Origin of the sequence: Exiguobacterium sp. s163 (assembly GCF_018617135.1) — a bacterium.
GTDB lineage: Bacteria > Bacillota > Bacilli > Exiguobacteriales > Exiguobacteriaceae > Exiguobacterium > Exiguobacterium profundum.
In genome coordinates, this window is sequence record NZ_JACSJN010000003.1 from 26,755 (window position 1) to 49,860 (window position 23,106).

Annotated in this window: 32 protein-coding genes; 13 read left to right on the forward strand and 19 right to left on the reverse strand. The window is 41.4% G+C overall.

All coding sequences use genetic code 11. The annotated features are described in order from the left end of the window. Positions 1-21 precede the first annotated feature (21 nt). The 5 genes from KNO71_RS08785 to KNO71_RS08805 all read left to right on the forward strand — a co-directional run bounded on the left by KNO71_RS08785 (position 22) and on the right by KNO71_RS08805 (position 4,409). Positions 22-666 carry a hypothetical protein gene (locus KNO71_RS08785; protein WP_214688015.1) on the forward strand — a complete coding sequence of 215 codons (645 nt, stop codon included), beginning with the start codon at positions 22-24 and terminating at the stop codon, positions 664-666. Positions 667-830: 164 nt separating this feature from the next. Then, positions 831-1,871 (forward strand): hypothetical protein, encoded by a 1,041-nt coding sequence (locus tag KNO71_RS08790; RefSeq protein ID WP_214688017.1) that lies wholly within the window; start codon positions 831-833, stop codon positions 1,869-1,871. A gap of 14 nt (positions 1,872-1,885) precedes the next feature. Further along, the gene (locus KNO71_RS08795; protein ID WP_214688019.1) at positions 1,886-2,782 is read left to right on the forward strand and encodes a hypothetical protein; all 897 of its coding nucleotides are present in this window, start codon (positions 1,886-1,888) and stop codon (positions 2,780-2,782) included. A 120-nt stretch (positions 2,783-2,902) separates the two neighbouring features. Next, a complete protein-coding gene (locus KNO71_RS08800; RefSeq protein ID WP_214688021.1) occupies positions 2,903-3,601 on the forward strand; it encodes a hypothetical protein in 699 nt (232 codons plus the stop codon). Between the two features lie 514 nt (positions 3,602-4,115). Further along, entirely contained in the window at positions 4,116-4,409 is a 294-nt protein-coding gene (locus KNO71_RS08805) for a hypothetical protein (protein WP_214688023.1), read from the forward strand. A 66-nt stretch (positions 4,410-4,475) separates the two neighbouring features. On the opposite strand, the gene KNO71_RS08810 is transcribed toward KNO71_RS08805, so the two are convergent. Together KNO71_RS08810 and KNO71_RS08815 are read right to left on the reverse strand one after the other, a co-directional pair. Next, positions 4,476-6,224, reverse strand: coding sequence for a sensor histidine kinase (locus tag KNO71_RS08810; protein ID WP_214688025.1), 1,749 nt, complete (start codon positions 6,222-6,224; stop codon positions 4,476-4,478). Positions 6,225-6,264: 40 nt separating this feature from the next. Continuing rightward, positions 6,265-6,942 (reverse strand): response regulator transcription factor, encoded by a 678-nt coding sequence (locus KNO71_RS08815; protein ID WP_214688027.1) that lies wholly within the window; start codon positions 6,940-6,942, stop codon positions 6,265-6,267. A 400-nt stretch (positions 6,943-7,342) separates the two neighbouring features. Here KNO71_RS08815 and KNO71_RS08820 point away from each other — a divergent pair, with 400 nt between their 5' ends. Next, positions 7,343-7,828 carry a hypothetical protein gene (locus tag KNO71_RS08820; RefSeq protein WP_214688029.1) on the forward strand — a complete coding sequence of 162 codons (486 nt, stop codon included), beginning with the start codon at positions 7,343-7,345 and terminating at the stop codon, positions 7,826-7,828. Positions 7,829-7,926: 98 nt separating this feature from the next. On the opposite strand, the gene KNO71_RS08825 is transcribed toward KNO71_RS08820, so the two are convergent. The 4 genes from KNO71_RS08825 to KNO71_RS08840 all read right to left on the reverse strand — a co-directional run bounded on the left by KNO71_RS08825 (position 7,927) and on the right by KNO71_RS08840 (position 10,134). Next, positions 7,927-8,601 (reverse strand): RNA-binding protein, encoded by a 675-nt coding sequence (locus KNO71_RS08825; protein WP_214688031.1) that lies wholly within the window; start codon positions 8,599-8,601, stop codon positions 7,927-7,929. A gap of 21 nt (positions 8,602-8,622) precedes the next feature. After that, complete coding sequence (locus tag KNO71_RS08830; RefSeq protein ID WP_214688033.1) at positions 8,623-8,946, reverse strand: hypothetical protein; 324 nt, start codon at positions 8,944-8,946, stop codon at positions 8,623-8,625. Positions 8,947-9,059: 113 nt separating this feature from the next. Next, positions 9,060-9,554, reverse strand: coding sequence for a hypothetical protein (locus KNO71_RS08835; RefSeq protein WP_214688035.1), 495 nt, complete (start codon positions 9,552-9,554; stop codon positions 9,060-9,062). A 58-nt stretch (positions 9,555-9,612) separates the two neighbouring features. Next, positions 9,613-10,134 carry a DUF1192 family protein gene (locus tag KNO71_RS08840; protein ID WP_214688037.1) on the reverse strand — a complete coding sequence of 174 codons (522 nt, stop codon included), beginning with the start codon at positions 10,132-10,134 and terminating at the stop codon, positions 9,613-9,615. Between the two features lie 165 nt (positions 10,135-10,299). Here KNO71_RS08840 and KNO71_RS08845 point away from each other — a divergent pair, with 165 nt between their 5' ends. From KNO71_RS08845 to KNO71_RS08875, 7 genes are all read left to right on the forward strand, one after another. Continuing rightward, the gene (locus tag KNO71_RS08845) at positions 10,300-10,698 is read left to right on the forward strand and encodes a GNAT family N-acetyltransferase (protein WP_214688039.1); all 399 of its coding nucleotides are present in this window, start codon (positions 10,300-10,302) and stop codon (positions 10,696-10,698) included. An 82-nt stretch (positions 10,699-10,780) separates the two neighbouring features. Beyond that, positions 10,781-11,137: a response regulator gene (locus KNO71_RS08850; protein WP_214688041.1), complete on the forward strand. Its 357-nt coding sequence runs from the start codon at positions 10,781-10,783 to the stop codon at positions 11,135-11,137. Between the two features lie 17 nt (positions 11,138-11,154). Then, entirely contained in the window at positions 11,155-11,385 is a 231-nt protein-coding gene (locus KNO71_RS08855) for a hypothetical protein (protein WP_214688043.1), read from the forward strand. Between the two features lie 243 nt (positions 11,386-11,628). After that, positions 11,629-12,363 (forward strand): Bax inhibitor-1/YccA family membrane protein, encoded by a 735-nt coding sequence (locus tag KNO71_RS08860; RefSeq protein WP_214688045.1) that lies wholly within the window; start codon positions 11,629-11,631, stop codon positions 12,361-12,363. A gap of 119 nt (positions 12,364-12,482) precedes the next feature. Beyond that, positions 12,483-13,322, forward strand: a complete 840-nt coding sequence (locus tag KNO71_RS08865; RefSeq protein ID WP_214688047.1) for a flagellin N-terminal helical domain-containing protein — start codon at positions 12,483-12,485, stop codon at positions 13,320-13,322. A gap of 133 nt (positions 13,323-13,455) precedes the next feature. Further along, complete coding sequence (locus KNO71_RS08870; RefSeq protein ID WP_214688048.1) at positions 13,456-14,298, forward strand: flagellin N-terminal helical domain-containing protein; 843 nt, start codon at positions 13,456-13,458, stop codon at positions 14,296-14,298. 16 nt (positions 14,299-14,314) lie between these two features. After that, entirely contained in the window at positions 14,315-15,160 is an 846-nt protein-coding gene (locus tag KNO71_RS08875) for a flagellin (protein ID WP_214688049.1), read from the forward strand. A 238-nt stretch (positions 15,161-15,398) separates the two neighbouring features. On the opposite strand, the gene KNO71_RS08880 is transcribed toward KNO71_RS08875, so the two are convergent. The 13 genes from KNO71_RS08880 to KNO71_RS08940 form a co-directional block, all read right to left on the reverse strand. Then, positions 15,399-15,737: a hypothetical protein gene (locus KNO71_RS08880; RefSeq protein ID WP_214688050.1), complete on the reverse strand. Its 339-nt coding sequence runs from the start codon at positions 15,735-15,737 to the stop codon at positions 15,399-15,401. Between the two features lie 43 nt (positions 15,738-15,780). Next, positions 15,781-16,335, reverse strand: a complete 555-nt coding sequence (locus KNO71_RS08885) for a DUF6036 family nucleotidyltransferase (RefSeq protein ID WP_214688051.1) — start codon at positions 16,333-16,335, stop codon at positions 15,781-15,783. A gap of 116 nt (positions 16,336-16,451) precedes the next feature. Next, complete coding sequence (locus KNO71_RS08890; RefSeq protein ID WP_214688052.1) at positions 16,452-17,531, reverse strand: tyrosine-type recombinase/integrase; 1,080 nt, start codon at positions 17,529-17,531, stop codon at positions 16,452-16,454. 85 nt (positions 17,532-17,616) lie between these two features. After that, a complete protein-coding gene (locus tag KNO71_RS08895) occupies positions 17,617-18,312 on the reverse strand; it encodes a hypothetical protein (RefSeq protein ID WP_214688054.1) in 696 nt (231 codons plus the stop codon). After that, a complete protein-coding gene (locus tag KNO71_RS08900; protein WP_214688056.1) occupies positions 18,296-18,523 on the reverse strand; it encodes a hypothetical protein in 228 nt (75 codons plus the stop codon). Before KNO71_RS08900 ends, KNO71_RS08895 begins: the two co-directional genes overlap by 17 nt. After that, a complete protein-coding gene (locus KNO71_RS08905; RefSeq protein ID WP_214688058.1) occupies positions 18,516-18,779 on the reverse strand; it encodes a hypothetical protein in 264 nt (87 codons plus the stop codon). The genes KNO71_RS08900 and KNO71_RS08905 overlap by 8 nt, the downstream gene beginning before the upstream one ends. 672 nt (positions 18,780-19,451) lie before the next feature. Continuing rightward, positions 19,452-19,847 carry a type II toxin-antitoxin system death-on-curing family toxin gene (locus tag KNO71_RS08910; RefSeq protein WP_214688060.1) on the reverse strand — a complete coding sequence of 132 codons (396 nt, stop codon included), beginning with the start codon at positions 19,845-19,847 and terminating at the stop codon, positions 19,452-19,454. Between the two features lie 107 nt (positions 19,848-19,954). Next, a complete protein-coding gene (locus tag KNO71_RS08915) occupies positions 19,955-20,389 on the reverse strand; it encodes a type II toxin-antitoxin system Phd/YefM family antitoxin (RefSeq protein WP_214688062.1) in 435 nt (144 codons plus the stop codon). Positions 20,390-20,551: 162 nt separating this feature from the next. After that, the gene (locus KNO71_RS08920; RefSeq protein WP_214688064.1) at positions 20,552-20,956 is read right to left on the reverse strand and encodes a hypothetical protein; all 405 of its coding nucleotides are present in this window, start codon (positions 20,954-20,956) and stop codon (positions 20,552-20,554) included. A 103-nt stretch (positions 20,957-21,059) separates the two neighbouring features. Next, the gene (locus tag KNO71_RS08925; RefSeq protein ID WP_214688066.1) at positions 21,060-21,593 is read right to left on the reverse strand and encodes a hypothetical protein; all 534 of its coding nucleotides are present in this window, start codon (positions 21,591-21,593) and stop codon (positions 21,060-21,062) included. 89 nt (positions 21,594-21,682) lie between these two features. Further along, positions 21,683-22,030, reverse strand: coding sequence for a hypothetical protein (locus tag KNO71_RS08930; protein WP_214688068.1), 348 nt, complete (start codon positions 22,028-22,030; stop codon positions 21,683-21,685). A gap of 109 nt (positions 22,031-22,139) precedes the next feature. After that, positions 22,140-22,370 (reverse strand): hypothetical protein, encoded by a 231-nt coding sequence (locus KNO71_RS08935; protein WP_214688070.1) that lies wholly within the window; start codon positions 22,368-22,370, stop codon positions 22,140-22,142. Continuing rightward, positions 22,330-23,022, reverse strand: a complete 693-nt coding sequence (locus KNO71_RS08940) for a hypothetical protein (RefSeq protein ID WP_251031970.1) — start codon at positions 23,020-23,022, stop codon at positions 22,330-22,332. The genes KNO71_RS08935 and KNO71_RS08940 overlap by 41 nt, the downstream gene beginning before the upstream one ends. Between the last annotated feature and the right edge of the window lie 84 nt (positions 23,023-23,106).

Sequence of the window (23,106 nt, forward strand, 5' to 3'; positions counted from 1 at the left end):
TCTTTTTAAGGAGGAACTGATATGACAGTTCAGCAATTCATGAGTTTCAATGAAGAGGATGTGCAGTCGATTCAATTTTTCAGAAGTAGCTTGCTTACAGACGGGTTGTATGATGATTACGATGAAGATAACCGCAGATGGGAAAACTTTCTGATTGAATGGTTGAACGGCAGTATCAATGAAGAGGTTTTATTGAATATGCATTTATTCTTCGATACCTTCAAATCAGATTTCCCTGTATTCGACACTTATCATAGAGGGATGCAAGTCAAGACTGGCACCACGTTAGAGCCTAGACCTTTAGCGAGCTTTTCGTTGGAACCAGAAGTGGCACGCTTTTTTGCGGGTTTTAGCGAAACGTATGGGTACAATCAATGCTCAGGTGAAGAACGCTATTTGCTGTCGGTCAATGGTGGAGAAGCGCTAGACTTGTCAAACCTGCTGTTGACGCTACAGGAGCGGACGACACATCAGGATATGATAATCGCACTGGAAGAACGTCTGTGGGAAACGGAGGTCATTGCACCGCTGACAAGTGAAATGCTTCAGTTGGTGAAGCCGCATGTATTCCCCCCGGAACCGAATAAGATTCAAAAGATGAAGAAGGTGGGAGAACCGGTTATGTTTTCACCTAAGACTGGCATCGTCCTCAAGAAAGATGCTTAAGTTGGTTGGACTAAGGGATGGGAATATTCTCATCCCTTTTTAATATGGTTGTTTAACTAAACTGATAGACCATTGCATAAAGCGTTTTTTGTTGCCATAGAATAATCTATCAGCATAGAACAGGCATGATGAAAATCATTTTACTTTAAAGGAGTGTAAACAAAATGTTGACAGAGATGAAGTATGAGTTCACAGGCAAGACGAAATTGGAGAAGTTCACGAATAGTGCGGGGGAGGAGGTTACGTGTACCGTAAATCAAATCCGTGCATTACGAGACATCCCGCTTCATGGTGTGAAAATGGGAGATGTCGGTGGATATATCTTTTCTGAAGAGAACTTGTCTCATGAAGGAGACTGTTGGTTGGGGCATGGTGTCATCCGAGAGCGTGCAAAGGTGTCGGGAGATGTCTTGATTTCAGGAGGCGGTTGGAGGAGCCATCTCCCATCCATTCAAGGTTCGAGTGTGATTCATTGTACCGGTAAGATAATTGAAGCAGTGGTGTTTGACTCTAAAATCACGGGGGACGTCGATATAGATGACACCTCGATACATGAGTCTACCATCGAGGCGAAAAAAATCATCACGACCCGACATGGATTAATTGAAAAAACAAGCGTATTGAATTGGGGAAATGGTGAAATCTTTCTAGAGCGGTGCTTTCTCAAGTCAGACATCGGTGAGTTAAAAATCATCAGTGTCGATGACGGACTCCACATGAACAATGTTCATCTAGAAGTCCGAAGAGATGGTACGGATAAGATTGGTGACCGCTTTGACAGCCATATCATGGCATCCGGTAAACTTGAGGACGTATATGCTGAAGACATCCTTCAGGTCAATCTGAATGGAAAACTAAATATGAAGCATGTACTTCTTAACAAAGGTACTGAATTGGTCATGCATAGTGGTTCGGAATACAATATTCAGGGGATATCGAAGGCTCGTCCTGTAAAACTTTTAAATGGACGAACCTATTTGAATAATGCAAACCTGGACGGCTATATCTGTTTGTCAGGCAATCTATTGTTGGAATCTACCAACCTAAGTGGTTATGCGATGGTCGAGAATCAAATGAATCAAATATTGACACTCCGAGAAGTTTCAATGAATGACTTCACATCCATCCTCTTGACCAAGACGCATACAGATGAATTTGAAATCCAAGGCAAAACCCTTACGGAAGAACAATCTATCGTGTTGTGAAAGGTGTAGAGTACATGAAAAACAAAAAATATGAATTTAATGGCGAGACGATTCACCATCGTTTAGGAACATTGCATCAAATCATTGCGACTCGTGATATTCCTAGACATGGAATCAAAAAAGGCGATTTGGGAGGATGGATACTAAAATCCAACTCGATGTTGAGCCAAGAAGGAGATTGTTGGATACAGTCCGGGTTACTGATGGGGTCACGTATATCAGGGGATATATTGATGAGGTCAGGCTTGATTGTCAATTCGACTTTAAATGACTGTAAAGGTATCATCGATGATTCAGAGTTAAAGAATGTGTTCCTTTCATCGTCGGATTGTCGAATACAGTCCAGTACTGTCACGTCATTCGGAGAATTCCCTTTGAAAAGTACTTATGCGGGAAACACATTCTCTGTGATAAACAGTAAAATCTTTGTCCAACCAGAAAAAGAAGCACATGCCTCACTCTATCTACAAAGTGTATTTCTGAATGTAACGGTCTATGATAAAAAACCTCTGAAGCGTCTTCAGAGCCTCGAATGGATGGTGCTCAGAAACCTAATGATTGAAGGAGGCGAGTTGCTCTTTGGTTTCAACAACGAGGAAGAACGAGAAGGTGGAGAGAGCCTGATTGAAGGGGATGTAACCAACCCGATTATATTGAAAGATACCAAACTGATGGTGCATCATTCAAACCTTGTTGGAAACCTAACGATTACGGGTAGAGAGTTCTTTTTGAGCCACTCCATTGTTCACGAATACGCTTCTCTCATAAATGGAATGGAAGAGGGAATCATGGTCATTCTGAACTCGACCATCAAAGGATTTGCTACAATAGAAGCAAATAATCCATACATGATGGAACTGTATATTGAAGAACAAATGCTAGATAACGATTACACATACAGAACACCATAAAACATGACATCTACTAAAGACTGAATTCATTTCAGTCTTTTTTCGTGTTTCGGGTTGTGAGAGCGCAAACAATTATCTACGATAATAGAAAATTCTGAAAAATGAAATGGAGGGAGTGGTATGAATAATTGGTATGAGTTGTATGACCATCAACGCATGAAGACTTATCGAATATCCTATGACAAGCCATTGACGAGAAAACAAAGGATTAGATGGAGAAGAGAGTGGGAGGAAGGAAAGATTTCATTCAGATGTGGATGTGGCTGTCCATTTGGTATCAATGCGAATGGGGCAATCTACTATCCCTCAGATTTGAAATACGACAATATAGAAAAAAGGCACAAGGAAAACTGTGTGAGATATCGGAAGGGAAAAACGGTTCCCGTGTTTATCATTAGAGATATACCGAAGTCACCAAAGCTTTCAGGTATTTATCGTGAAGATTGGGTGGATGATGTTGAGCAACTAATCGAAAGAAATAAGTCGGAATGGTGGGCGGGAGCTAAGGTATGCCTTAGAGAGAAAGTAAGTAAAATTGAAAGTTACTTGAAAGAGTCGAAAGACTATGAAGAGAAACAATTGTTTTTAATCGTTGGTCGCATCAAGGAGATTAAAACATCACATTTTGGATATAAAAAGACAATCATATTTACCGAGCAAGAGGAAACGGTGTCTATATGGGTCTCCGAGACATTCTTCGATGGGAGAGAGATAAATAGACCAAACGTCGCCTTCTTCGGATTTTGTTATGTTCGAAATGAAAGATGGAAGGATTCCATCTTTAAGAAGATTTATGCGAACGAAGGGCTGACCGTCTAGCGGGTCGGCTTTTTTAGGTCTCATGGAATGAGTGGGAATATGAATTGGATATTTTTTGACTATAGTGCACCGTAAATTTGACTGTTGTACAAATCAATATATAGAATAGGTATATACAAAACATAAGACGTATAAACTTTCTTTCAAAAAGAGGTGTATAATTCTGGCTTCCAAGTAGAAATAACAGGATGAAACGACTTCGCATACGGATGTCACTTTGGGTGATAAATGGGCTATCTAAAATAGACTAAAAGACCCAGAACAAACGTTCTCGACAAAATTCGACAATAGTCAAAATTGGATTCAAACGTTGATATGAATAGGTTTATAGTGCTTTCTGATAGAACTTAGTGTTAAGCCGTAATAGGCTTATAGTTATACTCTAAAAATTGAGTATAGTCAAAATTACCTATCAGGAATATAGTTAAGATAACAAAACGAACCAAAAGAAAGGCAAAAGATTGAAAGAGTCTTTCTTTAAAAAAACAGAGGTTTCATACAGGAGGAATATATAATGAAGACAGTTGCAATGACAAACGAAACGGTAAACGAAATGGCAAAAGTAGCATATGGAGAAGGTGCATACGTAACGGTACATGAAGAGATGGACACAGATGTTGTCATCGTCATGAATGGAGATAAGATTACTCGAATCGTAGAGCTTGAAGACGCAATGTTAGAGTTCGGCAAGGCATTCAATCAGAAATTCGTCTCATATCGTGCAGTCTTCTTGGGGGAACTAGGATTTGGCTATGCTTTCGAAGTGGATGAAATCTATGTGCCTGAGGTTCAAAAAACGTGTGCATAAAAACAGGGACGATTCAGCCGACTGACCGACCCGCCCCTGTCTCATATTGAGGATTTTGTCCTAAATTTAATTTTTAAGAATCTCTTTACCAGACACGGGAATCTTGATGACAAACTCTGTCAATTCATCATTGCTAGACACAGTGATTGTTCCCCCGTGTCGCTCCAACGACTTCTTAGAACTTGCAAGACCGATTCCGGTTCCGCCTCTCTCTCTTCTAGAGGTGAAGCCGAATGAGAAAATTTTAGATAAATCATCAGATGAAATAGGGGCACCGTTGTTTGAAATGGACAACGTGAGCTCCTTTTTCTTATATGTTCCAAATACGCCAACCTTTTTATCTTTCACAATTGGCGTCTCTAAGACGGCATGAAAGGCATTGTCAATGATGTTGCCGGTTGCAATGACCATATCAGTGATTTTATCCAACTTGAGGTCGAGATTGTTCATATCCGAGAAATGATATTCCATCTCTATCCCTTTCTCATTTGCTTCGGCTAATTTTGACTGTAACAGCCCTGCAAATGCGGGAATGCTCAAGTTCACCAATTCGTTCGTTGGCTCTTCAAGATTCGTAAGGGTATCGACATATCGTCCCGCTTCTTCATAAGCCTCGATTTTAAGAAGACCAGAGATGGTGTATAGATGATGGTTGGCATCATGCCTCTGTTCTCTAACCCGTTTGAATAAGGACTGAATCTGTTCAGTGTAAATCTCTTGTACATTAAAAATGGTTCGTTCTCTCTTGGTAATTATTAATATCAAGACATATACCATGGTGAAGGCAATCATAAATACGATGACAGATGCGATGAATTGTCTGATAACCCGTTCATGCAGTTCATCTTGAATAAGTTCATAATCCGTGGCAACCACAATGACTAGTTCATCTTGTAGATTGTCCCCGTTTTTGAAGGGCACCGGTTGATAGAATTTAAGCAGGGTCTTGTTTCCATCATCAATTGTTCGACGTACAGGATGGTTCTCCTGAATGGCGACCTCGACTGCATTTTTATCGGCTTTTGATTGGTATTCATAATCACCATAAACCTTCAACTTGTCTGAGAGCCATACGATACCCGTGTCACGTGTTGTCTTCTCACCGTTAATTAATGCGTTTGAATTAATTACGGACACGTCTAGAATAAAGTCTCGTTCTTCTTCTGCATCTCGTATTAATTCATTTACGCCAACCTCATCTTTGTACCGGCTCATCGTACCATCATCCATGAATGGATTGATTAGGTAATCTGTTGTCCCATCATTATAATATCCCCACTTGCTAACCATTTTGGGATTTGCTGAGCTTGTATCGATAGGTCCTGCCCAGAAATTCTCCAATGACTGCCCAAAGCCCGGTATTAGCTCTACATTATGGTTCGTCAACAACTGTTTAAACATGTTGTACCACATTCCATCTGCCCAAGCACGGGTCTTTAATCCGATTTGCTCCGGCATGTTGGATTTTACTCCAATCACATCATTATCTTTTTCTATGAACAGGGCAATACCTTGAAGACCCAATTTTTCTGTCAACTCAACCAAGTCTTCATTCTTTACATCTTCAATATTCGGAGGTAAAGCGTTCTGGATAGCGATAGACGCAGTCCGTAACTCCTTCGCCATAAACTCATTGAAGTAATTTTCACTTTTCTTTGTCGATTCAATGGAATTCACCATGTTGTCAACTACGACATTAACCTTTTCAGCCTGATTGTTAATCAATGTCTCCCGTGTGTTTACAAAGTACAGCAAATTGATAACCAATAGAGAAGCGATTAAAACCAGAACGAAAGACAATCGGATGACTCTCATTTAAACACACTCTCTTTACCTTAAAGTACTAATAAGTTTATCAAAACAACCCCATCGCCTTTGCTCGTTGCGCAAGCTCGATAGTGGTCAATTTTCGCAATCGCCATTTCCATCCAAGGCATCTCTTCGCAATTCCTTGTCGATGATTTTGGACGGATTGTCTTTCAAGCTTCAACGCATCTGCCACTTCATCAATTGAATAGCCTCGATAGAACAGTTCTAGAATCTTTAACTGTTGCTTGGTCAGCTTTTGCATGGTAGATTTCAAGGTTTCTTGATAATCCTGAAGAATAAATCCGACGACCGAGCCATCGATTTGATTGGTGTCATTCATGGCGTCAAAAATGGCAGGTTTGAGCTTGTCGGGTTTTGATTTCAATAGATAGTTCACAGCCACACCGAGACCGATGGTGCTTCGTACAGTATCCTCATTTAAGATTCCGCTCAACATGATGATTTTTGTATCTGGAATTGCCGTAGAGAGGTGTATTGCCGCATCGATGCCATGTTGGTCATCCTTCGGCGTCAAATTGATATCCATCAAAATGAGGTCTGGTTTGAGCTCGGTCGCAATGGTGATGGCATCTTCCTTGTTGTGAGCATGTCCAATCACCTCGATTTCACCATCGCTCTCAACGAAAGAACGATGAACCTTCAAAGCCATCGGGTCATCTTCAACGATGAACACCCGGTAGGGCGACACTTGTGTTGTATCCATGAATTAGATTCACCTCCACTGATTCTTAGTTTTTCCCAACATATTTCATGATAGGGAATTAAGAACTTGGGTCAATGCGTTAATCAGGGCTATGAATAGGAGAAAATGACTGTAAAACAGGGATTATACCTATCATATTTTAAATCTGCCATGTCACCAAAATAATCAAATGTCAAAACAGATTAGAACTAAGTGAAATAGCTTGATGAAGCCATTGGAACGATGAAAACTAGTTTTTTCGGAAGTCAATTTTAAAATTAGGGTAAAAATAAGTAATTAGTCGATTTTTCTACTATAGTCAATTAAAAATAATCATACTTACCTATATAGGTGCATACGATATATGGTCTAGAAACATTGGAGTAGCAACGCTACCATATATTTGAGGAGGAAGGTCACGATGAATACTTATTGGAATGGACAAGGGAACTTTCAAGCTGAATTAAATGTTATCAATGAGAAAATGGTTGATTGGGGGATGACGACTAACCCTCTTATGAATTTATTTATCACCTGCAACAAGGTTTACTATGACGTTTACAATAATGGTGGATTCAACCTTGATGATATGATGCATTCGATTGAGGAATACATCAAACCATACGCAAGCGAATTCACCAAGCTAAGATTCGATGTTCAGCCAAAGACGCTCATTCGAAATCTTAAGAACGAGATGAAGCTAGAAAAGTTTTTCGATGACATGATTCTCTATGTCAAAGACAAAGACCTTTCATTTAAAGTCTACACGCTCTATTATGACTATCGGAAGGAGTTGCTTTCTGAAACCGAACAACCTGGATTCTTCAATATCACATTTGGTTTGGTTGAAGAGTGCGAGGATTGGAAGAAGCACCGATTGGAAAGAATGGGCTATAAAATGATTTGATGATGTGAGATACCTTGAAATAAGGTATCTTTTTTATGTTCCACGTTCGTAAGATTGTGTTGTACATAAAAAAAGAAACACTCAAATAAATGAGTGTCTCAGATAAAATCAGCACGGACATAATAGCTTTCTGCGTCATTCGGTATAGAATCGAGGTCTAGCCAAGCGAGCTCAACAACATCTTCTTCTACTAAACTCGAAAACACACCACCAAATGTTCTACATACATCTTTTTCAAATGCCAAAACTACATAGTCAGGATAAACAATAGTTTCAGGATTTTTCTTTACCTCTTCGACACTGATTCCGATGTAAATCATTAGGGTGCCTAGAGAGGTGACACTTCCACAGACGTTGGGTTTCTTGTCAAAAACGACTCCTGGAATTTCACGTCGGAATTCATCAATCATTTTCTGATGGTCATTAAAATATTCCCTTGAAAAGAGATGACCAAAAAAAGAAAGCAAGAACTTTTCGTCATTTGGTGTAACGAATCGCTTCTGAATATATCCATGTTCCGTTACGAGATGTTCTTTCATCGTTTCTAACAACGCATAGACATTATTCCCCCATTCTTCAGAATATTTCTGCGCTTCCAAACCGTACTTGAATCCTGTTGCCTGACAATCCGGACAGTCTCCGACACCATAATGGTACTCTTCACATCCGCTTCCTTGGCAGTACGTACACTCATCCAAGAAATCGTGTGGCATACCGTCCTTCACCAATCTTATTTCCTGCTCATCAAGTGCTCGGTCAATGATATCACTCATTGGTCACACCATCCTTTCTAGTTATTCGTAATGATGAATCTGTATTTGATTCGGAGAGATTACCGTTCCTGAAGCAGATTCCCATTCTACCGTCGTGATTAAGGGGAAAGAATCTGGAAGAGTCACCTCCAAGACCGCAAGGCGTTCATAGATATCTTCAAATTCCTCTCCCAACCAATTTGCTAGAGCCGTCTCGCAATCCTCAAGTGAATTGAATAGGAAAACCAAAGGCATGGACTCGCATTGCGCCGAACGCTCCCCAATGGTAGGCATCAGCCCTTTTTCAAAGATGGATTCCAAATTGGACTCTGGTGTCACGTGGTAGAACATTCGATATTCCGTCACTCATATCATCCTTTCTATTCATCTTGTACATACTTGTACGCCATATATGGTTATGATTCATTCTATGCAGGGGATGGGAGGCTTAAAAAAAGAACCTCTAAAGAGGTTCTCGCTTATAGCAAGGTTGCATAATGTACCATCACACCTGTTACTGCTTTCTCTTTCTTGTAAATCTGGTACTCTCCAAACATCTCTCGAATGGCTTCTTCACTAGGAAGAAATGCGGCGAAATTATCACCTAAATGGATGCAAAACTGACCTTTAATACCAAGCCCAGGAGTCGGGGGCATGATTTTCAGTTCACGTTCGATTTCAGTGCCTCGTTTTTTCATCTGAATCCGTTCTCGGAGCAAGAAGGCTGTCACCTTGTCACGTAGACAGCCGGTATCTGTTGAGACAATCGTATATCCACTACTTCCAAATCCGAATGAATTCAAGACTTTTGAATCTTTGTCATATACCGTGATTTGATGATTCGCTCCTTTTGTCATCTTGATGTATTTTTCATGACCGCTGAACCCTTGATGACTCATTCGGTCGATTGCATCTTCAAATACGACTTCCATTAAAGCTAATTCCTCTGTGTTCTTGACCAGTTTCAGTTCCATAGTTGTTCCCCATTTCATAGTTTTATAAGAAATACCTTGTCGTCATCTTGTTCGAGCTCTATTCTCCCAACAATGAACGGTCAAAGGTAAATGTGAATGTGTCATCCACCGCATCCGTTTCATAGTTTTCACCGAAGACCTTCTTGAGCAAGCCATTCACGGCATCACCAGTGAACGTAGCATCTGGTGTATCCATCCCTGGCTCATCATGAAAGTAGATGTGAAGTGTAGAACCGTCATCGCTGAGCATCCCTGAATACACATTGTGAAGATTCTTCACGTCTAATGTGGACTTAATATATGCAATAAAGGTATCTGACTCTCCTTCGAGAGTGAATTTACCCTTGATTTTATTGAAGGCATCTTCTACAAGCTCACTTGATACGTACTCTTCCTCAATCCCAAGGATGGTAGACAAGAAATAACGAATGTCACTTCGACCGATGCTATAAGCCCCTTCGTTCACTTTTGCTGTCTCTAGCTCCTCATTGAGCTTTTCAATCTCTTGCTCTAGAAGTTCAGCATATGAACGTAGTTCGTCTACATGCATCTGTTTTAAATCCTGTTTCAAAGTCATCATGTGATATCCTCCTGAAATGGTAGCAGTTTTGCTATCCTTATTTTTTATTCCATTTATTCTACGTTTTAATGATTTCCTTCATAACTGTATTGAATCTACAATTCTCGAATAGGATGTAAAAAGAAGAGAAAACAGTAGAATCGATATGATTGAGGAGTGAAAAGGATGCAAGAACCATTTGTAAGTCATGTTTTAGAAGAGATGGATGCAGGATATGAAGGGTTGCTCTGTTCGCCTGAGCACATCGGAAGAGTGTTCAACTACATGGAGTCGAAAGGTCTCGTCTCTCATTTCGAAGAGAAACAGAGTTCCTCGGAGTCTGTTGGCATTCTAAAGAACTTGTGGGTGGAAGAGGAAGAACGAGGAAGTGGAGTCGGGACGTCTCTCCTCGATGAATTTATCGACTTGGCTGTCGAACGGGAGATGGATGTCATCTATCTCGTAGCCGATACGTTAGAATCAAATGACTTTGACCTCGTCTCGTGGTATGAGGAAAAGGGCTTTGAGCGGATAACCAATGGTGATTGTCCTCTGATGCGCTTGTGCTTTGATGAAGAGTACTAATGCGACTTTTATTTTTTGACTATTCTATAAAAATATTTTATACTATTTCAATATAAAGGCGTGTAGATATGGAGGAGATAGAATGGCAAGAGTTTTAGTGGTCGATGATGCCGCATTCATGAGAATGATGTTACGAGGTATCTTTGAGAAGGCAGGACATGAGGTTGTGGGTGAAGGAGTGAATGGTGCTGACGGAATTGAAAAGTATGATGCGCTTCTTCCCGACCTCGTCACTATGGACATCACAATGCCTGAAATGGATGGCATTCGAGCAGTTGAAGAGATTGTCCGACGTCATCCTGATGCAAAGGTCATCATGTGCTCAGCAATGGGACAGCAAGCCATGGTAATCGACTCAATCCGAGCCGGAGCCAAAGACTTCCTGGTTAAACCATTTAATGCGGAAAAAGTGATGGAGACAGTAGGTAAATATATCTGAACAAGGAGTGATTGACCATGGAAAAAGAGTTGGATTGGAATCATGAACCCGGGGACATCCTCGTTACAGATGACGGAGACTTACTTGTGGTTTCAACAGAAGGATTCGAAAAACACTTCCTGCAAGGCACTCATTTTCTTTTGGTGAGAGTAGGAACTGGAGAAATCGAGGCATGTATCAACAGAGATGAATTACAGGAATTGTGGCGATATTATGTCATTCGAGACATCAAAAAGAATAAGAAATGACTCGAACCACTAAAAACAGGGTCTAGTGACCCTGTTTTGTTATTATCTACGGATTTGCGCATAGCATAAAATGAAGAACGGAAGGATGATGAGAAGATTGAAGACTATTTTTTGGCTGTTATATGTAGAGGCTTGTTTTATTGTAGGGGTATTTATTGCAGATTATCTGCAACCTACGAAAGAAATCATCAACCTCTATTGAATCCTTTCCAGTTCAAATATAAAGAAGAGGTGGTCATTTAGATGAAAAACCCAATACTAAAACAAGATTTAACCGCAGAGTCCAGTAACCGTGTCGTATCAAGGAAGGGTGTCTATTCCAAGACATTCGTCATGCTTTCCCTTGTGATTATGTCGTCTCTAGTGAGTGTTCTTTTATTCGCAGGGGATTTGGAGGCGAACCGAGGGGCGATGATGACGACGTTCTGGGTGGCAATTGCGATTGCACTCATCAGCTCACTGGTCATCATATTCAAGCCGCTCCATGCAAGAGCATATGGCGCATTGTATGCCATTTCAGAGGGTGTATTGCTTGGTATTTTGTCTATCCTCACGTTGAAACTGTCCGGTGGGCACGTTGTGTTGATAGCTATCGTAGCGACCTTCGCCATCGCCATTGCAACGTTCACTTTCTTTGCTTCGGGTGTGGTGAAAATGAAGCGTGGGGGTAAATTTTACAATGTGATTGCCATTATGATGACGGGAAGCTTTCTATTTTACTTAATCCTTCTAGTAGGTACGTTGTTCGGTATGAATACGAGTTTCCTATACGATGGTTCGCCTTTGGCTATCGGGCTTAGCGTGTTGATGCTCATTTTTGCAAGCCTAAGCTTTTTCAATGATTATATGTTAATCGAGGATTATATCGAAAAAGGGGCAGGGGAGGAGTACGAATGGTTCCTAGCAGTCGGACTTGTAATGACGATTGTATGGGTCTACATTGAGGCTTTGAGACTGGTACGAAACTTAATGCCGTAAAGAACAAGGAGCGCCAAATTGGTGCTCTTTTTTTAGGGGTAGACCTCCATAATTTTGACTATAGTCTAAAAAATAAATGATAATATGCATATAAACGAACGAAAAGGGGCTTGATATTTATGATTATCAACAACAACATTTCAGGACTTAATGCATACAATCAAATGAATCGGAACAATACACTCATGCAAAAATCGATGGAGCGCCTTTCTTCAGGTCTTCGTATCAATAGTGCGGCAGATGACGCCGCAGGTCTCGCTATCTCTGAGAAGATGCGTGCTCAAATCCGTGGTCTGAACCAAGCTCAATCCAATGTTCAGGATGGTATCTCTCTTATCCAGACGGCTGAAGGTGGTTTCAAAACGGGACAGGAAGTGCTTAAGCGTATCAATGAATTGGCGGTCAAGGCTTCATCTGAAACGATGGGGGATGATGAATTAGAAACGATTGGAATTGAAATCAACGAACTATTGGAAGAGCTTGATACGACAGCTAGTAAGACGAGCTTCAATGGGAAAAAGTTACTCGATGGCACAGCGAATCTCAATATCTCAGTCGGTGCCAACGGGGAAGCGCTGAACGTCAATATCGGCTCGATGAGCACATCTGTCTTGGGTGATTCGACGAATAAGCTTGATTCGTTCAAAACCGGCGGTACTAACCAAGTGGTTGACAGAACAACAGCATTGGCACTAATCGGTGCTTCTGAAGAGGCTCTGAAGACACTCTCGACAGAACGGGCGACATTGGGTGCGAAAGAAAACCGGATGGAGTTTACATTGGAAAATCTAAAATCGACCTCTAAAAATTTAACGGAAGCTGAATCACGTATTCGTGACGTTGATGTTGCAAAGGAGATGATGGAGATGACGAAGCATCAAATTCTATCTCAAGCATCTTCTTCAATGCTTGCCCAGTCCATGCAATCTCAACAATTAGTCTTACAACTTCTACGCTAATAGAAGTTCCCTTCGACATTCGAGGGGGACTTTTTCTGTTCGCTGTGTAGAACAGGGGGTAGACCTTATATATTTTGACTATTGTCAATATATAATTGTATTTTAAAAGAAAAAGTAAGGGAGTGGTATATCTATGAACATCAATCAGAACATCGCACTTTTGCAAGCGTACAACCAATATTCAACCTATTCGCAACGAGCAAGTCAATCGATGGAGAGACTCGCCACAGGGTCACGGATTAACAGAGCTTCTGACGACGCCTCCGGCTTGATGCAGTCAGAAAACCTTCGTATCGAAATTCGAGGCGCAGAACAGGCTCGTAAAAACATCGGAGACGCCAAATCGCTCATCGATGTTGCCGATGGTGCCATGGCTTCACAGACCAAGTTGTTGGAGCGGGTGCATGAACTTGCCCTAAAAGCATCGAATGAGATTCTCGGGGATGAAGAAATGAAAGCCATCCAAGAAGAAGTGGACGACCTTCTTGAAGAAGTGGGTGACATTGCGAATGAAACGACCTACAACGGAAAGAAAGTGCTGAATGGTGAAGCAGATTTTGACATTACCGTAGGTGCACATGGGGAAAAAATCAATATTGATATCCGTGACATGGATACGAACTATCTAGGATATACGGCGACCACGCTCAACAAGTTCGAATGGGGTGGTGGGATGGAGCTGACGGTCAACAAGGATAACGCAAGTGTTCTCGCAGGGAACGTCGATAAAGCGATTCGTCAAATCACCGCAGAACGAGCGAACCTCGGTGCGACTCGAAACCGCTTGGATTTCCGCTCGGAAGCTCTCCTTGACCGCTCCACGCATCTTTCAAAATCTGATGCACGCATTCGTGACGTCGATGTGGCGAAAGAAACGTTAGAGATGACAAAAAATCAGATGCTCATGGATGCTTCCATGTCGATGATGTCTCAAGGCATGTTGAACAATCAACAAGTCTTGAGATTACTTCAATGATAGGAGGTGTCTGACTATGGACTATTCTGTCTTGAAGACAATCAATAATAATTATCAAACGCATTTTCAGCTTGCCTCTAAATCCTTGGAAAGAATCTCATCTGGTAAAAATATCAATCGTGCCTCTGACAATCCTTCGGGGTTGGTGCAAAGTGATTTACTAAGCTTGTCCATCCGTGGGAATCATCAAGCTCAACAAAATGTTTCGAGCGCCATCTCGTTGTTAAATTATGCGGACAGTGTGGCTGAGAAAGGCTCCGGCATGTTGGCTCGTTTAGAAGAACTTGCTTTGAAAGCATCAAATGAGACAATCTCACAAGAATCCTTTGAAGCCATTCGTATTGAAGTAGATGAACTGATTGATGAATTCCATCAGGTCACGAACAAGGCGACATACGGTGGAAAGGGAATCTTCGATGCGAGTGGCGGGTTCGTCATCTCGATTGACGATAAGGGTTCACCTTTCCATATCGATTTCGGATATCTAGGGACAGATGGTCTCGGAGGGAACGATAGGAACGGTGTCTATAAGACGATGGATGATTTCAGAAAAGATGGGGCTGTCGGCTTGAATACATCAGGGGATGCCCAAGATTTTTTGTTGGTGTTGCAAAATGTATCCAAGATGGTATTGCGAGAACGTTCATCCATCGGTGCAGTGACGAATCGCCTAGCGTTCAAACAAGAACATCTGAAAGATGCCGGACTACATTTAGAGAAAAGACTCTCTAAGATTATGGATGTGGATGTAGCCAAGGAGACATTAGAAATGACGAAACACCAGATGCTCATGGATGCTTCCATGTCGATGATGTCACAAGGCATGTTGAACAATCAGCAGGTCTTAGCCCTTCTTAAATGACCGGAATATTCAGCTCTTTGAGAACATAGAATGTCTTAAGTTTTAACTATATCTGGTGTACGATTTGTCGGTCGTACCTTGTGTAGTGTCCATGTTCTCTTGCGGAGAGAGGCTTGTCACCTTTCTCTCGGCGAACATTCTATTCTCCTGTATTCCTTGTGAATACAGGTTTTTTTCTTTTCTACGGGATTTGAATATGTATATAAAAAGCTCGAACCGACGAACGGTTCAAGCTCCTTTATACGAAAGCCAAAGGTTTTCGTTTCTTTCGCTTTTCTTCAACATATCGTGTAACCTCTGCACTACGATTGTACTTTCGGTGAAGGTCACGAACGGTGACAGACAACATTTTTGAAACGTCTTTGCGACGTTCTTCGTCGAGTCCAGGTAAACGGTTGAAAAGGTGTTCAGCCGCTCTTGCACGTGACCAGAAATCGTAAGGGTCTACAACTTGTTTCGCAACGGTAAGCGCAAGTTCCGCTGTTTTCTTGCGGTATTCAGTTCCACCATCAGATAGATAATTGAACAGCCCAGTTAATTCCCTTACATACTCATCATGCAACACTGGTTTTACCATTCCAATCGCCTCCTTTCCCTACGTAATAGTATCTGTTCTCTTATTATATACCCCGTTCTTCAAAAAAGTGAAGCAATTCGTGTACATTATATGCCGTATCCTCAGGATTTAGCATATATGGCTTGTACTCTTCAACCATATCTAATAGCGTTTCCTTGTCACACTGATTCAAGATATTCGTATTTTTCAAGTCTAGGAAATCCTTTTCCCGCTTGCTAAAGAGTTTCGTGCAAGCAAGTATTTCGATAGATGGGACGTATACCTTAAGAGCATCCAAATCAAGGTCAAGCTCGAAGATGGTCTCACCAGGGATATAATCCTCTCTAGGAGGCAGTTCGCTGACACCTCCAACGATATCAAAACCTCCATCTCTTAACTGAGAGATGGCTTCATTCACATCTGTCGCTCTAATAATATTCACATCAATATCCTGCGTCGGTCTGAACTGAACATTCTGCATCTCCATATAGAGAAGGATGCCTGAACCTCCCAAAATAACCAACTCACTGACGACCCCGTTCCTTTTGCAATGAAAGTCTAATTCCGTCAACTTATCCAAAATCTCATCGGAATTATGAAAATAATCGTTTGAATACACAAAAACACTCCTTTAAATAAAGTAATATTCGTTGGAATCCCTATGATATAGATTATCTTATCCTATTCCTCAAAGCAGAAGAACATAAGGGGTAGGCAACAAAAAAGAGGGGGAGATTAGACTCCACCTCCATATTTGAAGTCACGCATTGACCTCGCCACACGTTCAGCATCCGGGTCGGCATAAAACTTCCTTGTTGTCTCTGCAGACGAATGTCCAAGCACTTGAGCGGTCAAATACATGTCCTGGAACTGGTTGTAGTGGTTCGTTCCAAACGTGCGACGGAATACGTGGGGAGTGATTTTGATATCAATCCCGCTACGAATCTGATATTTCTCTAACAATTGACGAACCGTCTTGTCATGAATACGCTTCTTTTGCAAGGAGAGGAACAAGGCATCCTGATGACGTTTGTCAGGTAACGCCATCAACCCCCTACGAAATTGGATATACTGACCCAACTCTTCAGCGACATGGTCGGGGAGGGGGATAACCTCTTCATCACCGCCTTTTCTGACAACGACCAGGTAGTTCATTTCACTGCCCAAATGAACATCCTGTATGTCTAGCTGTACGCACTCACTGATGCGTATCCCTGTGAACGCAAGAACGAGAACGATGATACTGTCACGATATTTAACCTTTTCATGGAACGCCTTCTCCATTGATGTCGTCGCATTGATATCTTCTTTGATGACAGAGAAGAATCGTTCGATTTGCTCAGGGGAGAGACGGTTCTTAATCTTGGCTTTTTTATTGACCTTGATGTCTAAATGCTTCGAAGGGTCAATAGGGATGAGCTTTCTCCGCTCCAAATCCGAAAGAAATCTGTGAAGGGTAGCCAATTTTCTTGAACGTCCGGCATCGCTATTATGATAGCGTTTGGTTAATGTCTTGCCCGTAGAGGACTGATACTGCTTGTCATAGGACTTCAAATATTGCAAAAAATCTAGCACATCTCTCTCCGTCACAGTTCCCAATTGCTCAAGGGTGATGGAAGCGGGGGAGGTAGAACGAAAACGGTCATGTTGATGAAGAAATTCCATGAATAACTGCAAATCCTTGCTATATTCAAAAAGTGTTTGAACTTCTTTGACGTTTTCCAACCGGTAAATATAATCGGCTACAAATTCGGGTAGCCCCATCAGGCGTTTCCGAATCTTCTCTTCTAAAGAATGTGCCATGAAGTCTTTCAATATCTTTCACCACTCATTTTCAATTCATTTTTCCTATTTATGTCAAAAATGACGTTTTTCGGAATAGTTATATCAATATAAGTAATCAGGAGTTCCTTAACATGGTCTGTAAGGTCGATTCACCTTGACCATTCATTCCGCCACGTGCATAAGAGGGGTGCTCGGGATAGTCTTTCATGAGTTTATTGAAGATTTTACGCCCCTGTACCGGTGTCGTTTCAGTGCCAATGTAGAAGGCAAAAGGTGCAACTTTGCCGAAGGTTCGATACTCGGTGTTGTTGGCTGACTCATACTTCTTGTGAATCGATACGAACAATTCACGCATCTCATCCATGGATGCTTCTGGGTTGTTTTTCTTTAACTCTGCCGCTTGCAACAAGTAAGCATTCTCAACAAGCGTGACGCCCGGGTCAATCACATGTTTGTCATTCCATACCAACCAACAATGATGAACCGGTAAACCATAAGTGATAACCCATCCTGTATAGATTTTGAAGTTCTTCAAACCCGCTTTTTTGAGCGCTTCAGAATACTGTTCGATGTTTGAATAACAGAATCCGACCTTGAATTCGAGACTGTCGTATATTCGGGCTAACTCCGTATTCGCTCCTAATGTATCCGTATCCGCATAGCTAAAATAACGCAACGAGGGCTTGTTTAACACCGGAAAGAGGTCACTCGGAATCTTATACTCTGTATCATCCCATGTCATCAATGCATGGTTTTTGCGTAGCTTCACGAAAGGCATATTCTCCTTTAAAAAGTCAGCAGTTTTTTTCATTCTTTTTCTCCTCTGCGTCTAGGTCGTCTAAGACGTGTTGACAGATTGCATCAAATTCTTCATCTTCAAAGACTCTCTTATCATAAACGACTTCTTGTCTATATTTGCCGAGCATCCGCAAGAAATCTAGGTTCGGGTCATTATCACATAGTCGAATCATCGTCTTGATTTCAGCAACAGCCATGCTCTCAAACGCCAGTTTTTCACTCATCTTTACACTCTCCGTTTTCCCGCAGGTCATCTATCATTGCTTCATTGCCGGTCAATTTCAATAATTCATCTTCGACTCGATTTTTCAACTCTGTCACCAGTGAAAAGTCAATTTGGCTCATCCCTTGTTTTATGTAGCTTGGTATGAATTCGCATTCTTCTACCAATTCTTGAGCATGCTCTAGACTCCCGCATGCAGAATCTAAATGCTCCCATAGATTCATTAAATACCTTTCAGATATGCCCATGTCTCCCATGTTGTTAGCCCCGTTTCATTGTGTTCTTCACCAAACTCCCAATAGTAGTATATCACCCCTCTCAGAAACTGGTCAAACTATTCCGAAAAGTAACGTTTTCTAAATAAATATAATTTCGTTTTTTTCAGACATCATCTCTACCCTTTTAAGTTTTTTTATGATAAATGACTTTTAATTACTGGAGAAATTTCGATACTAATAAAATTTGTACTAGAGTCATCTGAATCAAAAACAAAAAGACCATTAACGGTCTCTTCGTTCTCGTATATATACATATACAGTTATAAGAAACAGAAACATTATCCAGAAGAAGAGCCATATAACGACCGCTCCGACTATTTGGAGAATCGAAATCCCACTAATCCAAACTGCTACTATCATCATCACAAGATAAAACAATATCCACATAACATGAGTTTCCCTCTTGATTGTTGGCGGAGTTGAAGGTAGACAACTCAGCCAGATAACCCTTCTATGAATCCGATTGGATGCAACAATAAATACAATGCTAACTAAAATCATTTTTAACACGCTATCCCCTCCTTTTTTTGTCTCAATTATTCTACAGAAAGGAAATACTGTTTATTACATGAGGTTGTTTTAAACACCGTTCGTCAACTTGTCTCTATATTCGTTTGTTCACAGAAAAAAGACCCCCTCAGAGGTCTCTTTCTACTTTCCTGCATATACGCTGTTTTTCTCTAACAGTTCCACAACATCCGCAAACGACTTCTTCTTCGTCACAAAGTCTACAACGAGGTCTGCGGCTACATCTGTAGGCAGGACGCACTTCTGGTCGTTGATATATAAGAAATACATCACACAGCCCAGAGCCGTTCGCTTATTGCCATTAAAGAACACGTGGTTCTTTGCAATCGACTCGAACAATGCCGTTGCCTTTGTAAAGATATCAGGATACAGCTCATCTCCGAACATCGTCTGGAACGGTCTTTCGATAGCACTGTTCAAGAGTCCCTGTTCTTTCACTCCCGCCATTTCACCTGGTGAATAGTCTTCAATCATTCGACGATTGATGGCAGTGGCTAGGTTCATAGAAAGTTTCTTCATCGTTCCACTAACTCCTTGAATGCATCTTCGTAAAGCTCTTTAATCATGTTCCATGCTTCATTGTCAAATTCTTCTTGAACTTCAATATTTTCTGTGTTCATAAAATCTCACTCCTGTTTTTTATTTTCACGGTCCATCTCGAAAATCTTGAACAAATCGTTTTTATCCTCACCAATCTCATAAGATGCGACCAATTCTTCTGGCGTCAATGTCTGTTCGACTTTTGGGATAGTCATACCATGCGTGAAGTATAATTTGAATTCGTCCGAATTCTTCATCTGGATATAGGTCTTCGTCACGATTTCCTCATTTTCTTCCGTGACGACAATCTTCACTTTCACTCCATTACTCAGGATGAAGGTCTCTCCAGGAGTCTTGTGTCCGCTCAGTAAATCCTCGTAATCATCGTAAGACATCATGACGGCGACCGGTTCATTGTTTTTGACAATGATTTTTGTAGCCTTCTTTTCGATAAGGTTTGAGACCTCTTTTTTAAACTCGCTCAAGCTAATCATGACGTCTCTCAATTTAGGAAATCTCATTATCCCAACTCCTCACTTTGTTCTATATACTTATCATACAAAGAACAAGATAAAAAGTAAACTAAATTTATCACTAAATTTGAATCTAAATTTATAACTATATTTAAAATCATTTAAGTGGAAGACAATAAGTCGCTACCCGCTCACCGTTTTTGATGATAGCTAGAGCCAAACCTTTTCGATGACAGTCTCATCATAGATAACGACTTCTTTCGCATGGCTCATGGGTGCAGAAATGATGATTCCCGTATATCCATCATGCATATAGCGTAAGCGGATTGATTCCCCGACAACATCATTCACCTTTTCTGTTGGTGTACCACTCTCATACGCCTCACGACAGCGATTCATGTAATCCGGATACCATTCATCCCACATCACCAATCGTTCCGGATTGACCTGAACACTCACAATGGCATTCCCGTAGCATTTGGCTCGCTTCTTTGTTGTTGCCAGATAGATACCTGCTCCGAGATGGTTCCCGTTCTCCCCTTGATATTCAGAAGAAAACCCTATCCTTTCGATGTTCTCCGATTTTTCCTTTGTCGTGCCATGATACAAAATCATCATGTATCCCTCCTGTATCGTATAGAGATTATCCCTTCTTTTGTTTGAGATGCTCTATCCTATGCAACAGGAGACTTAAATAAAAAAGACGACCCGTTGAGGGTCATCCTTCTGCTCCGATATGTTTGTCAGTATGAACGACATCGCTTAATCCCTTCTCATTCACCCACTCAATGACCTGGTCATACCACAGGTTCTCAGCACAAGCCTTTTGACAACAGCTTCCTTCGACACTTTGCTTGTCGTCCAAGCGTGCGTGCAATACGAAGAATGATGAATCTTTCTCCCCTTCTTTGATAGTCCCACACCAATCACATTCGATTCGTTGATATTCTCGAAGTTTTTTCTCCGTATATCTCGGTTTTGGAAGGATGAGTTTCTCATCAACCAATTCCGACATCTCAAATAATTCATGAGTGGACAAAGGTGTCATCTTGTTTTGACGTGTTATCCATTCATCCACGCCCGGAGTGTCATAAAACAATTTACCAAGCTCCATCATCTCGTAGAATTCGGCTCTCGTCCGTATCTGACCGTTGTTGTCCTCGAACATCAGTCCAGTCTTTTCTCCTACCTCGATATACGATGGCATTTGACGCTGATGCCATTTCTCAGGGTCTCGTTTTTTGATAGTCATGATATCCCCTCCCCATACTAGAATATCGAAGTATTCCTAGAAAAGATATAAGCAAGGTCATCAAAAAGAGACCCCATTGAGGTCTCTTTTTATCGAGCGTATTCACGTTGTTCTCTCCATTCTATCTCGATATCGTTCAGATAGTAGAGCGTGCATACAGCCTGTCGCTCAATCTTCTGCAGACATTGACGAATCTCATGAATCTTCATCCACCTGAAGTGTTTGCCGTCAAAAACATCTATGTGATAGAGTGCTTTTTCCAAAAGAACAAAGTCATTCATCCTCTCCACAATGCGTTCGATGTCATTCTCGACTTCTCGAAACTGTTCAGCAAGATGAAGGTAGGACTGCTTGCGTTCTCCAAAATTCCATTTGGCTCTCCGCTCCGCCCAACGTGCACCTTTCTCGCATAACTTTTTGACCTCATGAATATGCATATGCATGCTCCCCTTTAATAAAGTGATGTGTCACTGCCAACTCTTTGTTCATGCTCTATTTTATTCAGGCAATCCTCATTCATTCATCAGACAAGATAAAAACCCACAATCAGTCGCTGTGGGTTTTGACGTATTGTTCTACAAATCGCTTGGCGAGCGTCTTGACAACAAAACGCTCCGTAATCGCATACTCATCTTCAGGACAGAGTTGTTGATTTTGTAAGAGCCGTTCTTTCACAATCAATGCGGATTCGAACGATTCCTCTGATTGATATTCTTGATAAGCTTTCACGAGCAACTCATCCGGAAATCGTTCTCTGTCTTCTCCCAGTAGTTTCATCTCTGTCCACATCTCCTTTGTACCGAAATTCTATCTTACGTCCGACTTTCCTTGTCTCCACCCAATCTTTGTTCCATTCAGCACGTAATGTCGCCATGACCGAAGGGCGAGGGTTCGCATAATGTGTCTCGCAACAATACAGGATTTGCTCAACGGTCGTCCATCGTCCTCGTCTGCTATATCTCAAGAATGAGCGGATGGTATCGATGGTCACGCTATAGTCCGTCTTCTTCTCGCCAGACTTCACTCCCCCTATCAGTTCATCCTGATAAGGTCGTATACAATTGCGGATGGTCAGGTGTCCGTTGTTCTTGGTCGCCGTCCGACTATATCGAGCGGGCACCATGACAGTGACCTCTTGCCCATCAACATAAAGCAATCCGATTCTATATTGTTTCAAAAGTAACTGTACTGACTTAGGCACTTGCCCTTTACGTTGTGGTACCGCAATGTACACGTATTGAGCCGATTTCAAGGCTATGAGCGCCTGGTCAATTACCTTGAAGTTCAATGATGTTTTCATCTCGACGATGAAATTGACTGTCCCATGCAACCCGAGGACATCATAATTCCCTACCTCGGCATAGACATCAGAACATCCACTACGAAGCAAGAATCGCTTCACAGGTTCATAAAGAGTGCTTTCTTTCAAGATGTTCCACCTCCCTAGAAGGAATGTATAAGTATTATATCATATTTTTTGACTATAGTCAAAATAAAGGGATGAGTAGAACCG

Coding starts and splice junctions, on each gene's coding strand:
- KNO71_RS08925 (WP_214688066.1), bottom strand. CDS start 21,593: ATGACTATCAAAAAACGAGACCCTGAGAAATGGCATCAGCGTCAAATG.
- KNO71_RS08915 (WP_214688062.1), bottom strand. CDS start 20,389: ATGAGATTTCCTAAATTGAGAGACGTCATGATTAGCTTGAGCGAGTTT.
- KNO71_RS08920 (WP_214688064.1), bottom strand. CDS start 20,956: ATGATTTTGTATCATGGCACGACAAAGGAAAAATCGGAGAACATCGAA.
- KNO71_RS08860 (WP_214688045.1), top strand. CDS start 11,629: ATGAAAAACCCAATACTAAAACAAGATTTAACCGCAGAGTCCAGTAAC.
- KNO71_RS08875 (WP_214688049.1), top strand. CDS start 14,315: ATGGACTATTCTGTCTTGAAGACAATCAATAATAATTATCAAACGCAT.
- KNO71_RS08840 (WP_214688037.1), bottom strand. CDS start 10,134: ATGATGACTTTGAAACAGGATTTAAAACAGATGCATGTAGACGAACTA.
- KNO71_RS08930 (WP_214688068.1), bottom strand. CDS start 22,030: ATGCATATTCATGAGGTCAAAAAGTTATGCGAGAAAGGTGCACGTTGG.
- KNO71_RS08905 (WP_214688058.1), bottom strand. CDS start 18,779: ATGGGAGACATGGGCATATCTGAAAGGTATTTAATGAATCTATGGGAG.
- KNO71_RS08935 (WP_214688070.1), bottom strand. CDS start 22,370: ATGAAACTACTGGGAGAAGACAGAGAACGATTTCCGGATGAGTTGCTC.
- KNO71_RS08785 (WP_214688015.1), top strand. CDS start 22: ATGACAGTTCAGCAATTCATGAGTTTCAATGAAGAGGATGTGCAGTCG.
- KNO71_RS08795 (WP_214688019.1), top strand. CDS start 1,886: ATGAAAAACAAAAAATATGAATTTAATGGCGAGACGATTCACCATCGT.
- KNO71_RS08845 (WP_214688039.1), top strand. CDS start 10,300: ATGCAAGAACCATTTGTAAGTCATGTTTTAGAAGAGATGGATGCAGGA.
- KNO71_RS08825 (WP_214688031.1), bottom strand. CDS start 8,601: ATGAGTGATATCATTGACCGAGCACTTGATGAGCAGGAAATAAGATTG.
- KNO71_RS08815 (WP_214688027.1), bottom strand. CDS start 6,942: ATGGATACAACACAAGTGTCGCCCTACCGGGTGTTCATCGTTGAAGAT.
- KNO71_RS08790 (WP_214688017.1), top strand. CDS start 831: ATGTTGACAGAGATGAAGTATGAGTTCACAGGCAAGACGAAATTGGAG.
- KNO71_RS08895 (WP_214688054.1), bottom strand. CDS start 18,312: ATGAAAAAAACTGCTGACTTTTTAAAGGAGAATATGCCTTTCGTGAAG.
- KNO71_RS08870 (WP_214688048.1), top strand. CDS start 13,456: ATGAACATCAATCAGAACATCGCACTTTTGCAAGCGTACAACCAATAT.
- KNO71_RS08855 (WP_214688043.1), top strand. CDS start 11,155: ATGGAAAAAGAGTTGGATTGGAATCATGAACCCGGGGACATCCTCGTT.
- KNO71_RS08900 (WP_214688056.1), bottom strand. CDS start 18,523: ATGAGTGAAAAACTGGCGTTTGAGAGCATGGCTGTTGCTGAAATCAAG.
- KNO71_RS08880 (WP_214688050.1), bottom strand. CDS start 15,737: ATGGTAAAACCAGTGTTGCATGATGAGTATGTAAGGGAATTAACTGGG.
- KNO71_RS08865 (WP_214688047.1), top strand. CDS start 12,483: ATGATTATCAACAACAACATTTCAGGACTTAATGCATACAATCAAATG.
- KNO71_RS08820 (WP_214688029.1), top strand. CDS start 7,343: ATGAATACTTATTGGAATGGACAAGGGAACTTTCAAGCTGAATTAAAT.
- KNO71_RS08810 (WP_214688025.1), bottom strand. CDS start 6,224: ATGAGAGTCATCCGATTGTCTTTCGTTCTGGTTTTAATCGCTTCTCTA.
- KNO71_RS08805 (WP_214688023.1), top strand. CDS start 4,116: ATGAAGACAGTTGCAATGACAAACGAAACGGTAAACGAAATGGCAAAA.
- KNO71_RS08835 (WP_214688035.1), bottom strand. CDS start 9,554: ATGGAACTGAAACTGGTCAAGAACACAGAGGAATTAGCTTTAATGGAA.
- KNO71_RS08910 (WP_214688060.1), bottom strand. CDS start 19,847: ATGAAGAAACTTTCTATGAACCTAGCCACTGCCATCAATCGTCGAATG.
- KNO71_RS08800 (WP_214688021.1), top strand. CDS start 2,903: ATGAATAATTGGTATGAGTTGTATGACCATCAACGCATGAAGACTTAT.
- KNO71_RS08850 (WP_214688041.1), top strand. CDS start 10,781: ATGGCAAGAGTTTTAGTGGTCGATGATGCCGCATTCATGAGAATGATG.